13 protein-coding genes are annotated in these 13,472 nt (G+C 59.8%); 7 read left to right on the forward strand and 6 right to left on the reverse strand.

The features are described 5' to 3' along the window. Positions 1-24: 24 nt before the first annotated feature. The 3 genes from znuB to AC07OG_RS02520 are packed head-to-tail and all read right to left on the reverse strand — an operon-like array spanning position 25 to position 2,073. Entirely contained in the window at positions 25-813 is a 789-nt protein-coding gene (gene znuB / locus AC07OG_RS02510; RefSeq protein ID WP_060540360.1) for a zinc ABC transporter permease subunit ZnuB, read from the reverse strand. Beyond that, positions 806-1,591, reverse strand: coding sequence for a zinc ABC transporter ATP-binding protein ZnuC (znuC, locus tag AC07OG_RS02515; RefSeq protein ID WP_495066141.1), 786 nt, complete (start codon positions 1,589-1,591; stop codon positions 806-808). Before znuC ends, znuB begins: the two co-directional genes overlap by 8 nt. Beyond that, positions 1,591-2,073, reverse strand: a complete 483-nt coding sequence (locus tag AC07OG_RS02520) for a Fur family transcriptional regulator (protein ID WP_218423431.1) — start codon at positions 2,071-2,073, stop codon at positions 1,591-1,593. Before AC07OG_RS02520 ends, znuC begins: the two co-directional genes overlap by 1 nt. A gap of 66 nt (positions 2,074-2,139) precedes the next feature. Between AC07OG_RS02520 and znuA the strand changes: the two genes are divergently transcribed. Then, positions 2,140-3,060, forward strand: coding sequence for a zinc ABC transporter substrate-binding protein ZnuA (znuA, locus tag AC07OG_RS02525; protein WP_495066142.1), 921 nt, complete (start codon positions 2,140-2,142; stop codon positions 3,058-3,060). A gap of 274 nt (positions 3,061-3,334) precedes the next feature. Here znuA and AC07OG_RS02530 read toward each other — a convergent pair whose 3' ends face one another. Together AC07OG_RS02530 and AC07OG_RS02535 are read right to left on the reverse strand one after the other, a co-directional pair. Beyond that, positions 3,335-4,285 carry a homoserine kinase gene (locus AC07OG_RS02530; protein ID WP_060540364.1) on the reverse strand — a complete coding sequence of 317 codons (951 nt, stop codon included), beginning with the start codon at positions 4,283-4,285 and terminating at the stop codon, positions 3,335-3,337. Positions 4,286-4,342: 57 nt separating this feature from the next. Continuing rightward, on the reverse strand, positions 4,343-4,633 hold the full coding sequence (locus AC07OG_RS02535; protein ID WP_060540365.1) for a DUF2782 domain-containing protein: 291 nt from the start codon (positions 4,631-4,633) through the stop codon (positions 4,343-4,345). A gap of 74 nt (positions 4,634-4,707) precedes the next feature. Between AC07OG_RS02535 and polA the strand changes: the two genes are divergently transcribed. Further along, positions 4,708-7,479, forward strand: coding sequence for a DNA polymerase I (gene polA / locus AC07OG_RS02540; RefSeq protein ID WP_495066143.1), 2,772 nt, complete (start codon positions 4,708-4,710; stop codon positions 7,477-7,479). Positions 7,480-7,928: 449 nt separating this feature from the next. Here polA and yihA read toward each other — a convergent pair whose 3' ends face one another. Beyond that, positions 7,929-8,573, reverse strand: a complete 645-nt coding sequence (yihA, locus tag AC07OG_RS02545; protein ID WP_060540367.1) for a ribosome biogenesis GTP-binding protein YihA/YsxC — start codon at positions 8,571-8,573, stop codon at positions 7,929-7,931. A 191-nt stretch (positions 8,574-8,764) separates the two neighbouring features. Here yihA and AC07OG_RS02550 point away from each other — a divergent pair, with 191 nt between their 5' ends. The 5 genes from AC07OG_RS02550 to AC07OG_RS02570 all read left to right on the forward strand — a co-directional run bounded on the left by AC07OG_RS02550 (position 8,765) and on the right by AC07OG_RS02570 (position 13,372). After that, on the forward strand, positions 8,765-9,055 hold the full coding sequence (locus AC07OG_RS02550) for a c-type cytochrome (RefSeq protein WP_060540368.1): 291 nt from the start codon (positions 8,765-8,767) through the stop codon (positions 9,053-9,055). Positions 9,056-9,100: 45 nt separating this feature from the next. Next, positions 9,101-9,730, forward strand: coding sequence for a c-type cytochrome (locus AC07OG_RS02555; RefSeq protein ID WP_060540369.1), 630 nt, complete (start codon positions 9,101-9,103; stop codon positions 9,728-9,730). 198 nt (positions 9,731-9,928) lie between these two features. Continuing rightward, complete coding sequence (locus AC07OG_RS02560) at positions 9,929-10,570, forward strand: thiol:disulfide interchange protein DsbA/DsbL (protein ID WP_060540370.1); 642 nt, start codon at positions 9,929-9,931, stop codon at positions 10,568-10,570. 13 nt (positions 10,571-10,583) lie between these two features. Continuing rightward, the gene (locus AC07OG_RS02565) at positions 10,584-11,462 is read left to right on the forward strand and encodes an endonuclease/exonuclease/phosphatase family protein (protein ID WP_060540371.1); all 879 of its coding nucleotides are present in this window, start codon (positions 10,584-10,586) and stop codon (positions 11,460-11,462) included. Continuing rightward, positions 11,459-13,372, forward strand: coding sequence for a GGDEF domain-containing protein (locus tag AC07OG_RS02570; RefSeq protein ID WP_495066144.1), 1,914 nt, complete (start codon positions 11,459-11,461; stop codon positions 13,370-13,372). The genes AC07OG_RS02565 and AC07OG_RS02570 overlap by 4 nt, the downstream gene beginning before the upstream one ends. Positions 13,373-13,472: the final 100 nt, after the last annotated feature.

A 13,472-nucleotide genomic window follows, 5' to 3' on the forward strand; every position in this document is an offset into this window, starting at 1 on the left:
TATTTGCGCAAAAAACGAGCAAGTCTACACCCCTCGACGGGGCAGAACAAAACTCAGCAGAAACAGCGCAGCGGCCGCCACCACAATCGAGGGGCCGGCAGGGGTGTCCTTGAACCAGGACAACGCCAGCCCGCCACACACGGCGAGTATGCCCAGCAGGCTCGCGCCCAGTGCCATCTGCTCCGGTGAGCGAGCATGACGCTGTGCCGCAGCCGCCGGAATGATCAGCAACGAAGTGATCAGCAGCACACCGACGATTTTCATCGCCACTGCAATGACTACTGCAATCAACAGCATCAGGGCCAGGCGCAATGCCGCGACCGGCAAACCTTCGACCCTGGCCAGCTCTTCGTGCACCGTAATCGCCAGCAATGGCCGCCACAAGGTAACCAGCAACGCCAGAACGGCTGCGCTGCCGCCGAGAATCCAGGCCAGGTCAGTCGGACTGATCGCCAGCAAATCGCCGAACAGGTAGGCCATCAGGTCGATCCGCACTTCGTGCATGAAGCTTAGTACCACCAGGCCCAAAGAGAGCGTGCTGGGTGCGAGAATTCCCAAGAGCGTGTCGGACGCCAGCGGTTGACGCTGTTGCAGGGTCACCAGCAGGACGGCCAGCAGCAGGCAGCCTACGGTGACCGCGACGGTCGGGCTGACATCCAGCAGGAAACCCAGTGCCACACCGAGCAGCGCGGCATGGGACAGTGTATCGCCGAAATAGGCCATGCGTCGCCAGACCACAAAGGAACCCAGGGGACCTGCGACAACCGCCAGAGCCAGGCCTGCAAGCAGGGCGTAGAGCAGAAAATCAGCCATGCTTGCAGCTATCTCCGTGAACATGGGTATGGCCCGACGCGGGCGCCTTGACCACCGAGCCGTGCAGGTCGTGGGCGTGGTCGTGGTGGTGGTGATAGATCGCCAGGCTTTGCGCGTTCTTGCCGAACAGCTCGACGAAAGCCGGGTCACCGCTGACTTGCTCGGGATGCCCGGAGCAGCAGACGTGACGATTCAGGCACACCACCTGGTCTGTGGTGCTCATGACCAGGTGCAGGTCATGGGAAACCATCAACACACCGCATCCGTGACGGTCTCGAAGACGGGTGATCAGGCTGTACAGCTCGGCCTGCCCTGCAACGTCGACACCTTGTACCGGCTCGTCGAGCACCAGCAGTTGCGGCTCGCGCAACAAGGCGCGGGCCAGCAACACCCGCTGCATTTCGCCACCGGAGATGCTCTGCACCGGGCTGTCGATGACCTGCTCGGCGCCGACCTCGTTGAGTGCCGCCAAGGCCATTGCTCGGTCCACGCCGGGTACCAGGCGCAGGAAGCGCAGTACAGACAGTGGCAGGGTCGGATCGACGTGGAGTTTTTGCGGCATGTAGCCAACCCGCAGTTTCGGCTTGCGCCAGACACTGCCACTGTCGGGTTTCAGCAGGCCGAGCACGGCGCGCACCAGGGTGGTCTTGCCGGCGCCATTGGGGCCGATCAGGGTCACGATCTGCCCTGGCTCGACACTCAGCTCGATGTTGTCCAGCACATTTTGCCCGGCGAACGTGACAGTAACCTGCTCAAGGCGGATCAAAGTGTTGCTCATCAAACCCCCTGGCAACCCGAGCAGAGCCCGACCACTTCGACGGTCTGGCCTTCGACGATGAACCCGACATCCTGGGCGCTGATGATGATCGTGTCGCTGATCGACTTCTGTTCGAGCTCGATAGCGGCATGGCATTCGCGGCAAATCAGGAACTGGCCCTGATGGGCGTGTCCCGGGTGATTGCAGCCGACGAAAGCGTTAAGTGAGGAAATCCGGTGCACAAGGCCGTTCTCGAGGAGGAAATCCAGAGCTCGATACACCGTCGGCGGCGCGGCGCGACGACCGTCTTGCTCGCTGAGGACTGCGAGAATGTCGTACGCCCCCAAGGGCTTGTGGCTCTGCCACACGAGCTCCAGCACCCGACGACGCAAGGCAGTCAGACGCAACCCTTGCCGTAAGCACAGGGCATCGGCCTCGGACAAAGCGCTGTGAACGCAATGAGAGTGGTCGTGGGGACGGCTGGCAATCGGTGTTTTAGGCATGAGCGGCGACGGGATTTGTGAGAGACGTTATTATGTTACTCGTTCTCGCCTCATCGAGTGGTCATCGTGTCCCGACTTTTTTCAGTTTTTGTCGCATTTATCGCCAGTTTTCTGTTGATCGGCACGGTCCAGGCCGAAGTCAAAGTGCTCACCAGCATCAAACCCCTGCAATTGATTGCAGCAGCGGTGCAGGACGGAGTGGTCACTCCGGAAGTATTGCTGCCGCCCGGTGCTTCGCCGCATAACTATGCCTTGCGCCCTTCCGACGTACGCAAAGTGCAGTCGGTGGATCTGTTGTACTGGATCGGTCCGGACATGGAAGGTTTCCTGCCCCGTGTACTTAATGGTCGAACCTTGCCCAGCGTCGCCGTGCAGGACCTGCCGGGCCTGCAATTGCGCCATTTCACCGAAGATAACCACTCCCATGCCGAAGAAGCCGATGAACATGATCACGATCATCGCCCGGGCAGTCTGGATGCGCATTTGTGGTTGTCACCAACCAACGCCAGGGTCATCGCTGCCAAAATGGCTGCGGACCTGAGTGCCGCCGATCCTGACAACGCCGGGCGTTATCAAAGCAACCTGAAGGCATTCGACGAGCGCCTCGATGCCCTGGATCAGCGCTTGAAGAAGCGTCTGACACGTATTCAAGGCAAGCCCTACTTCGTCTTCCACGAAGCCTTCGATTACTTCGAAGATGCCTATGGCCTCAAGCACGCGGGCGTATTCAGCGTTGCAGCGGAAGTGCAGCCCGGCGCCCAACATGTCGCGGCGATGCGCACGCGATTGCAGGAAGTCGGCAAAACCTGCGTGTTCAGCGAACCGCCGCTGCGCCCACGCCTGGCGCAAACCCTGGTGGCGGGGTTGCCGGTGAAACTGGCGGAACTGGATGCGCTGGGTGGGTACACACCGGCGACTGCTCAGGGCTATGAGCAGGTGCTGGAGAAGCTGGGGAATGATTTGGCGGGGTGCCTGGAGTCGTTGTAACTGGCTCGATACCTGTGGCAAGGAGCTTGCCTGTGGCCAAGGCGCATGCCTGTGGCGAGGTGGGCTTGCCCGTGGCGAGGGGGCTTGCCTGTGGCGAGGGGGCTTGCCCCCGTTGGAGTGCGAAGCGCTCCCCATGCGATGTACCTGACTGGTAAATTGGGGGGGCTGCTGCGCAGCCCAACGGGGGCAAGCCCCCTCGCCACAGATGAACTTTGGCACAAATGAACTTGGCACAGGCAAGCCCCTCACCACAGGCAGCCCCCCTCGCTTCAATCTAGAGGGCGAACGGCAACGGAGTGTTAACTGTCTGCCGCTGCGCCAACCGCAGCTGAAACTCCATCGGATCGTGAATCAGCACGTCCTGGCCGGCAAAAGACTCCGCCGCGATCAGCCGTGACAACCAGAACCGCACGCAAGCCACCCGCAACATCGTCGGCCACAACTCGGCTTCAGCAGCGGTAAACGGGCGCAATGCCGCATAGGCGCCGAGCAAGGCACGCGCTCGCGGCCCGTCGATCAACCCGTCGTCGTCCGAGCACCAGTCGTTCAAGGCAATTGCCACGTCGTAGAGCATCGGTCCTGAACAGGCGTTGTAGAAGTCGATCAACCCGGTCAGGTGGGTGCCTTCGAACATGGCGTTGTCGCGGAACAGGTCTGCGTGGATATTGGCTCGCGGCAGTGCCAGAATTTTTTCCTTCTGCTGTGCGATCTCGTCCAGTGCCCGTTTCAGCAAATCACTTTGCCCGGCCTCCAGATGCGACAAGAACTGCGTGCCCTCTTCGAGCATCCAGTCCAGGCCCCGATCGGTCTTGCGCTTGATCATGTTCGCCCGGGTTGCCAGGTGCAGGTGAGCAAGCAGTTCACCGACCTGGACACAATGTTGCGCGTTCGCTTGCTTGATGTGCTTGCCGGCCAGGCGCGGCTGCAATAGCGCAGGCTTGCCGGCCAGTTCGCGCAAGGCCACGCCGTCTGTAGTGCGCAAGGCATAAGGCACCGGCAGGTCGGCGTCGTGCAGCACATCAAGCAGTTCGATGAAGAACGGCATTTCCTGGACCGGGCCACGCTCGACCAGGGTCAGGACGAATTCGCCCTGCTCCAGGCTGATGAAGAAATTGGTGTTTTCGCTACCGGCGGCAATCCCCTGGAAATCAAGCAGGCGGCCGAGGCCATAAGGGGCGAGAAAAGCTTCCAGCTCGGGCCGAGCCAGGGGGGTGAACACAGACATGTTTTAACTGCCAGTACGGGCGCCGCTCTTGAGCAGGCGCCAATTGAAATTAAGAAACTACTTCCACTCAAAGATTTTCCACGACGGAATCAGCATATCCGGCTGATCCGAGCGGATGAAGTTACCGTCCGATCCATCGGCGCGCACCAGAAAGTACGGCTTGCCGCCCTTCGGTGTGACCTGAATGGCATACAGGAAGCCATTCTGGCGGTATTCCTTGATCGTTTTGTCGCCTTCGGTGCGAATGGTTACATCCGGCTCCGGTGACGGCGCGTCATCCGCCGCGATCGCCGCCAATGGTGCAACCGCAATCAAACTGACCAGCAGGAAGCGATTTAGTGTACGCATGATAACCTTGTCCCTTTGTCGTCAACGGTCCCGCTATTCTAGCGCCGGACCCGCCGAAAAGGTTGATCCTGCTCATGAGCCAAGCCCCCCTCGTCCTGGTGGACGGTTCGTCTTACCTGTACCGCGCCTTTCACGCGCTGCCACCGCTGACCACCTCCAAAGGCCTGCCGACCGGTGCGGTCAAGGGCGTACTGAACATGCTCAAGAGTCTGCGCAAGCAGTACCCGGACAGTCCGTTCGCCGTGGTGTTCGACGCCAAGGGCGGGACTTTCCGCGACGAGATGTTCGCCGAATACAAAGCCAACCGCCCGAGCATGCCGGACGACATGCGTGTGCAGATCGAGCCGTTGCACCAGAGCGTGATCGCCTTGGGTTTCCCGCTGCTGTGCGTCGAAGGCGTGGAGGCTGATGACGTGATCGGCACCCTGGCCCGCAGCAGCGCCGCGGCCGATCGCCCTGTAATCATCTCCACCGGCGACAAGGACATGGCGCAACTGGTCGATCGCCACATTACCTTGGTCAATACCATGACCGGTAGCAGCATGGACGTAGAGGGCGTGAAGGAGAAATTCGGCGTCGCTCCCGAGCAGATCATCGATTATCTGGCACTCATGGGCGACTCTTCCGACAACATTCCGGGCGTTCCGGGTATCGGCCCGAAAACCGCTTCCGGCCTGCTGGTTGGCGTGAACGGCGGTCTGACCGAGCTTTACGCGCAGCTCGACATCGTGCCGACCCTGCCTATTCGCGGTGCCAAGACCCTGCCGGCCAAGCTCGAAGAGCACAAAGAGATGGCGTTTCTCTCCTATCAGCTGGCGACCATCAAGGTCGACGTGCCGCTGGAAGTCGGCCTCGACGACCTGCAAATGGGCAAGCCAGACCACGACAAGCTGGCCGAGCTGTATACCCTGCTGGAGTTCAAGAGCTGGTTCGACGAGAACCAGCGCGATGCCAAGCGCTCCGGCCAGGAGGTCATTGCACCCGTGGTCGAAGAAACAGTCGCCGGGACCGAGCTCAAATACAGCACCATCCTGACCCAGGCGGATTTCGACCTGTGGCTGAAGAAACTCAACGACGCCAAGCTGTTTGCCTTTGATACCGAGACCACCGGCATCGACGCGCAGCAGGCGCAACTGGTCGGGTTGTCCTTTGCGGTACAGGCCAATGAAGCGGCCTACATTCCGTTGACCCATTCCTACATGGGCGTGCCGGAGCAACTGGATCGCGACACTGTGCTGCGTGCACTCAAACCGATCCTGGAAGACCCGAACAAGCTAAAGGTCGGCCAGCACGCCAAGTTCGACATGAACATCCTGGCCAACTGCGCCATTGGTGGCGACCAGAGCTGCGGGATCACGGTGCAAGGCATCGCCTTCGACACCATGCTTGAATCCTATGTGCTGGATTCCACGGCGACCCGCCATGACATGGACAGCCTGGCGCTCAAGTACCTGAATCACACCACCACCAGCTTTCAGGACATCGCCGGTAAAGGCGCCAAGCAGTTGACCTTCGACCAGATCTCTCTGGAACTGGCCGGACCCTACGCTGCCGAAGACGCTGATGTGACGCTGCGTCTGCATCAGACCCTGCAGGAGAAGCTCAACGCCATCCCGAGCCTGAGCAAGGTATTGAACGAAATCGAAATGCCACTGGTACCGGTGCTGGCGCGCATCGAACGCCAGGGTGCGCTGGTCGACGCCAACCTGCTGGGCATTCAAAGCGTTGAGCTGGGCGACAAGTTGGTCGCACTGGAGCGTGAGGCGTTCGCCATTGCCGGCGAGGAGTTCAACCTCGGTTCACCGAAGCAATTGGGTGTGATCCTGTACGAAAAGCTCGGCATGCCGATCCTCAGCAAAACCGCCAAGGGCCAGGCCTCCACTGCCGAAGCCGTGCTGGCGGAGCTGGCCGAGCAGGACTTTCCGCTGCCCAAGGTGCTGATGCAGTACCGCTCGATGAGCAAGCTGAAAAGCACCTACACAGATCGTTTGCCGGAGCAGATCAACCCGCGAACCGGGCGCATCCACACTTCGTATCACCAGGCCGTGGCAGCGACCGGGCGCCTGTCGTCCAGCGATCCGAACCTGCAGAACATTCCGATCCGCACCGCCGAAGGCCGCCGGATCCGTCAGGCGTTCGTCGCGCCCAAGGGCTACAAGCTACTGGCGGCGGATTACTCGCAAATTGAACTGCGGATCATGGCGCATCTGGCCAAGGACGAGGGTTTGCTGCACGCCTTCCGCAACGACCTGGACGTGCACAAGGCCACCGCTGCCGAAGTCTTCGGCGTCGAGCTGGCTGATGTCACTACCGACCAGCGCCGCAGCGCCAAGGCGATCAACTTCGGTTTGATCTACGGCATGAGCGCATTCGGCCTGGCCAAGCAGATCGGTGTCGACCGCAAGCAGTCCCAGGCCTACATTGACCGCTACTTCGCCCGCTACCCGGGCGTTCTGGCGTATATGGAGCGCACGCGGACCCAGGCGGCCGAGCAAGGCTTTGTAGAAACCATCTTCGGCCGTCGCCTGTACCTGCCCGAGATCAACGCGAAAAACCCGGCCCTGCGCAAAGGTGCCGAACGTACGGCGATCAACGCGCCGATGCAGGGCACTGCCGCCGACATCATCAAGAAAGCCATGGTTGCGGTGGATAACTGGCTGACAACCTCAGGCCTCGATGCCAAAGTCATCCTCCAGGTGCACGACGAACTGGTGCTTGAAGTCCGTGAAGATCTGGTCGATCAGGTTCGGGAAGAAATTCGCCTGCACATGAGCGAAGCGGTGAAGCTGGATGTTCCGCTGCTGGTGGAAGTGGGCGTCGGCAACAACTGGGACGAGGCTCACTAAACCTGTTGCCCCCCTGTAGGAGCGAGCACGCTCGCGAAGAACCCCAGAGCGCCGATGGAAGTCAGAGGCCCCGCGTTATCGTAAACGACTTTCGTCGGAACGCCGCCCGGAGCATTACGCTCCTACAGGGGGCATATCAGCATCGTTTTGGCTGCGGCATAGTGCCGCGGCAGCGGGGTTTGGAGCATTTAGTCCCGATCGTTTTTCAGTTTATTCCAAACCCATTGGAAAAAAATCTGAACTAATCTGGCAATTCACCAGTCAGATTTACTGAATGGCTGGTGAAGCCCTTCAATGCTCCTATGTTGTGTTAAGTGTTGGCAGATATCTGGACCCCGCCCTAACGGTCTAGAGCTTGAACCCCGGAACTTCTCCCTCCCCATATGAAGTCCGGGGTTTTTTTTGCCCGCAGAAAACTGCCCGAGCGCATCTCAGGCAGTTTTTGCAGCTTACTGAGGCTCTACCTCGGCACCCTTGTCCGCCAGTTCCATCCAGCCCGCCAATACCGTGTAGGCATCTTCCAGGCCCAGGCGTTTGGGCGCCGAAAACAGCTGAATCGTTACGCTGTCGCCCCAGCCCTTGCGGATCTCGGACTGGACCTTGAGCAGCGTATTCTTGGCTGCGCCGTAGGTCAGTTTGTCCGCTTTGGTCAGCAGAATGTGCATCGGCATGCCTGCGGCCACGGCCCAGTCGAGCATCAGCAGGTCGAAGTCGGTCATTGGATGACGGATGTCCATCATCAGAATCAGACCCTTCAAACTCTCGCGGCCACCCAGATAAGCTTCGAGGTGACGCTGCCAATGTTGCTTGAGCGGAATCGGAACTTTTGCATAACCGTAGCCCGGAAGGTCGACCAGACGGCGTTCATCGTCTAGCTTGAAGAAATTCAACAGTTGCGTGCGCCCCGGGGTTTTCGAGGTTCGCGCCAGGCTGGCGTGGGTCAGGGTGTTCAAGGCACTCGACTTGCCAGCGTTGGAACGCCCGGCGAAGGCGACTTCAAAGCCCTCGTCATCCGGACATTGGTCGACTTTGGCGGCGCTGAGCATGAAGGTGGACTGTTGGCACAGACCGAGGATGGGATTCTTGAGTTGCATGGGATTTCCGATGTGGGCGGCGCCAGGAATAGGTGCGGCAAGCGGTGTCGCTTCCGTTTCAGTGACGCCAGTATATAATGCCGCAGATTTTGTGTGCGCTTTGTCCCAGCGTAGGATGAAGTTCACGAGAGCGACAGACCTTGATTGCGCACCAGAACGCAGCACGCTCTCTACCCTGAAAAGGTCGTTTTATGACGAAATGGCTGCTAGCTGCCGGTGTCTTGATGCCGCTTTACAGCGCTCAGGCTACACAGGATCCGGAAGCTGTGTACAACCGTGTTTGTGGAGCCTGTCATTCCGGCCAACTGCCCATGGCGCCGAAAAAAGGCGATCAGGAAGCTTGGACGCCGAGGTTGGCGAAAGGTATGGAGACGCTGGTGCAACACGTGACCCAGGGTTTCAAGGCGATGCCGCCGCGTGGTTTGTGCATGGACTGCAGTGCCGAGGATTACCAAGCCATCATCCACTGGATGAGCGAGTAAGCCCGGCCCATAACTCTTAACCCTTAGCCGTAGTTGGATTAGCTGATGAAGAAATTGATCGTGAGTCTGCTGTTGACCGTGGGCATCTCCGGCATGGCCCATGCTGCAGGTGAGCCAGTAAAACCTGGTGACAAAGCAGCCGGCCAGGCAAAAGCCGCCGTATGTGGCGCCTGCCACGGCCCGGATGGCAACAGCATGGCGCCAAACTTTCCGAAGCTGGCGGGTCAGGGTGAACGCTACCTGACCAAGCAATTGCACGACATCAAGTCGGGCAAGCGCACCGTTCTGGAAATGACCGGCCTGCTGACCAACCTGAGCGATCAGGACCTGGCGGATATCTCCGCCTACTTCGCCAGCCAGAATGGCAGCGTCGGTGCAGCCGATCCGAAAGTGGTGTCTCGCGGTGAAGCCCTGTTCCGTGGTGGTGACCTGGCGAAGGGCCTGCCAGCCTGCACCGGCTGCCACTCGCCTAATGGCGCGGGTAACGCTGCCGCCGGCTTCCCGCATTTGGGTGGCCAGCACGCTCAATACATCGCCAAGCAACTGACCGACTTCCGCAAGGAAGAAGGTGGTCGCACCAACGATGGCGACGCCAAAACCATGCAGACCATCGCCAAGCGACTGAGCGACGAAGATATCGCGGCGGTATCGAGCTACATTCAAGGCCTGCACTGAGGCCGGCGGATCGGGCGTTGAACGGGGCGGATATTTCTTGCAACGTTAACGCTCGATTAATCCGTCACAGCAAGTATAAAAAGGGTGGCTTTGGCCGCCCTTTTTTGTGGCCGCTACCGTTACACTACAGAACTCAGCCCACCCCGGCCTGTCTGAAAACAGGCGCGCGAGGCCATAAAATTTGTCCAGGAGTAAAGCATGCGTAATCTGATCATCAGCGCCGCATTTGTCGCTGCCAGCCTGTTCGGCATGACTGCCCAGGCCGCTGAAACCCCCGCTGCACCTTATGTCGAACTGAGCAATCCGGTTCCGGTAGCAGTACCTGGCAAGATCGAGGTGGTAGAGCTGTTCTGGTACGGTTGCCCGCACTGCTACTCCTTTGAGCCGGTGATCAACCCATGGGTCGAGAAACTGCCTTCGGACGTGAACTTCGTGCGTATTCCGGCCATGTTCGGCGGTCCGTGGAACGCGCACGGCCAGATGTTCCTGACCCTGGAGGCCATGGGCGTTGAGCACAAGGTTCACACTGCGGTATTCGAAGCGATCCAGAAAGAACACAAAAAGCTGACCGACAAAAATGACATGGCAGACTTCCTGGCTACCCAGGGCGTCGACAAGGAAAAGTTCCTGGCGACCTTTGACTCTTTCGCCATCAAGGGCCAGATCGTCAAGGCCACTGACCTTGCCAAAAAGTACGAAATCACTGGTGTGCCAACCTTGATCGTCAACGGCAAATACCGCTTTGACGTGGGTTCTGCCGGGGGCGCCGAACAAGCTCTGCAACTGGCCGATAAACTGATCGACAAAGAGCGAGCGGCTGCCAAGGCTGCTGCCAACTAAGCGAACTGCTGCCATGCGCCGCTGGGGCACTGAACGCGTTGTAGGCCTGCATGATCCGCGGGTCAACGAGCATCACCTGGAGTCGACAGGTTTGCCGGCTGATAGCCGGCTGCGCCTGCTCAGCTTCAATATTCAGGTAGGCATCAGCACAGAGCGGTATCGGCATTACCTGACCCGGGGCTGGCAGCATCTGCTGCCGCACACCGGGCGTTCCGACAACTTGCAGAAAATCGGCAGTCTGCTGGGCGACTTCGACCTGGTTGCCTTGCAGGAAGCCGACGGCGGCAGCCTGCGTTCCGGCTACGTCAATCAAGTCGAGCACCTGGCTCAGCTCGGGGCCTTTCCTTACTGGTATCAGCAGCTCAATCGCAATCTCGGCCGTCTTGGCCAGCACAGCAATGGCGTGCTCAGCCGTCTGCGCCCCTGGGCGATCGAGGACCATCCGTTGCCCGGTCCAAAAGGTCGCGGGGCCATTCTGGTGCGCTTTGGCGAGGGCCCTGAAGCGCTGGTGGTAGTCATGATGCACCTTGCGCTCGGAGCCCGTGCCCGCAGCCTGCAACTGGCGTACATCCGCGAGTTGATTGGCGGCTACAAGCATCAGGTGCTCATGGGCGACATGAACACCCACGCCAGCGATCTGCTGCAACATTCACCTCTACGCGACCTTGGACTGCTCGCCCCGCAACTGGAAGCGACGTTCCCAAGCTGGCGGCCCCAGCGATGCCTTGACCATATCCTGTTGAGCCCGAGCCTGACCCTGGAGAAGGTCGAGGTGCTGGCCCAGCCCATTTCCGATCACCTGCCGGTCGCGGTAGAGATTCGTCTGCCGGGTTCCCTCACGGCCGATGCATTGCCCGCGTTGAGCCCTGCCCTTCGCGGATCCGATGAATGAGTGACGACGCACAGCGCTGGAAAGAGAAATACCTCAAAAGCATTGAACAACAGGAAAAGCTCGAGCGTCGATGGGAAGCACGGCTCGACTTGTTGCGTCGTGGCCTGGTGCGCAGCACCCTGGCGGCGGAGGGTACCGATCGTGCCGTTGATCTATGCATGAAGGAAATGCGTGAAGTCGTGCGCACCGATGACATGGACGCCGGTCTTGCCGCCCTTATCCCGCGTCTGGAAAAAGCCGTACTCGATTCCGAGCAGCGTCGCGAAACCCGGATCAATCAGACCAGCGCCGCCCTGACAGCACTGGTCACTCAGCTGCAGAAATTGCCCCTGCCACGGGAAGTGAGTCGACCGCTCAAGGGCTTCGCCAAACAACTGGGCGCCAGGGTCGGCCACGCGCGTGAGATCCCGTTACTGTTAAGTGAGCTGAGCGGCTTGCAGGGCAAGGCCTTGAGTCAACTGGAAACCCCGACAGAACCCGGTCGGCCTGGTTTATTGCAACGGTTGTTCGGCCACCAGCAATTGGAGGAAGCCACCGAAACGGTCGCGGCCAAGGCCGCACAAACCGTTGCAACTGCGACTGGCGCGCTAACCGACGCAGCGGTGGACCATGTCGCTCCACCACCTGCGCGCGTTGAGTCGGCAATGGCCGCTTTGGCGGTGGCCGAGGCCACCGGGTTGCAGGCCTCCAGTATCGACGCGCCCACTGTTCGCGAGCAGGAAATCAATCCTGACGAATTGACGCCGGCAGTTCTCCCGTCAAGCTTGCTGATGCCAGCGCCGGTCCTGAAGAAGATAACCGCCGTCGATCCGGAGCATCCAGACCCCGATTTTCATTATTCCCTCCCGGATTCCCCCGAGCCTTCCTACAGCTCGGTAGCACTTCACATCGAAGAAACATTGCTGGGACTGCTCGACGACCTGACGCTACCCGAGCGCCATCGTCCGCAAGCCGAGGCGATGCGTTATCGCTTGAAAAACGGGATGAACTGGTACGAATTACTACCCATACTCGACGATTTCGCCACCCTGATGCTGGCCATCACTGACAGTGGCCAACATGAGTTCGAAGCCTATCTGCAGCGGCTGAACGAGCGCCTGGAGTCGTTCCAGAGCAATTTGCAGGCAGCCACAGCCGGCCACGCCGAGAACCATTCGGCCGCGCGCGCGATGGACACGCAGATCCGCGAGCAGGTCGACGGTTTGCAGAGCAGCATGCAAGAGGCAGCCGACCTGGACGATCTCAAGCGTGTGCTTGAGAACCATCTCGAAGGCCTGCTTGGTACCATGGACCAACATCAGAAGCAGCGTGACGAGCGCGAGCAGGAAGTTGCGGCGCGTCTGCACGGCCTGGCGGAGCGTGTCGCTCACATGGAGCAGGAGGCTCAGGGTTACCGCGAGCACCTTGAAGAACAGCGCCAGAAGGCCTTGGTGGACCCCTTGACCGGCTTGCCCAACCGGGCCGCCTGGAGTGAGCGACTGGATCATGACATCAGCCAATGGCAGCAACAGGGCGATACGCTGCTGCTGGCCATGCTCGACCTCGATCATTTCAAACGCATCAACGACAACTATGGGCACCTGGCCGGCGACAAAGTGTTGAAAATTATCGCCAGTGTGTTGCGCAAGCGCCTGCGCAGAACAGATTTCATTGCCCGGTTCGGCGGAGAGGAGTTTGTACTGCTGATGCCGTCCACCGCGCCGGCGGCTGGCCTGAAGTTGCTGGAAAGTCTGCGCGCCGCGATAGAGGCCTGCCCGTTTCATTTCAAGGGCGAACCGGTGACCGTCACCATTTCCAGCGGAATGACCGCATTCAGATCCGGTGAGCACAGCGATCAAGTGCTTAAAAGAGCCGATCAGGCACTGTACCGTGCAAAAAATGCCGGTCGTAACCGGGTGGAGCCGGGCTGATCGCCAATCGTTTCATTTGGTTTAATTCAAGGCGATTGCCATCCGCAACCAAGGCAGTACGTTACACTGTTGCATTATTGACTTGCATGCATCTCCTTCA

Source organism: Pseudomonas sp. GW821-FHT09H03 (genome assembly GCF_059415945.1).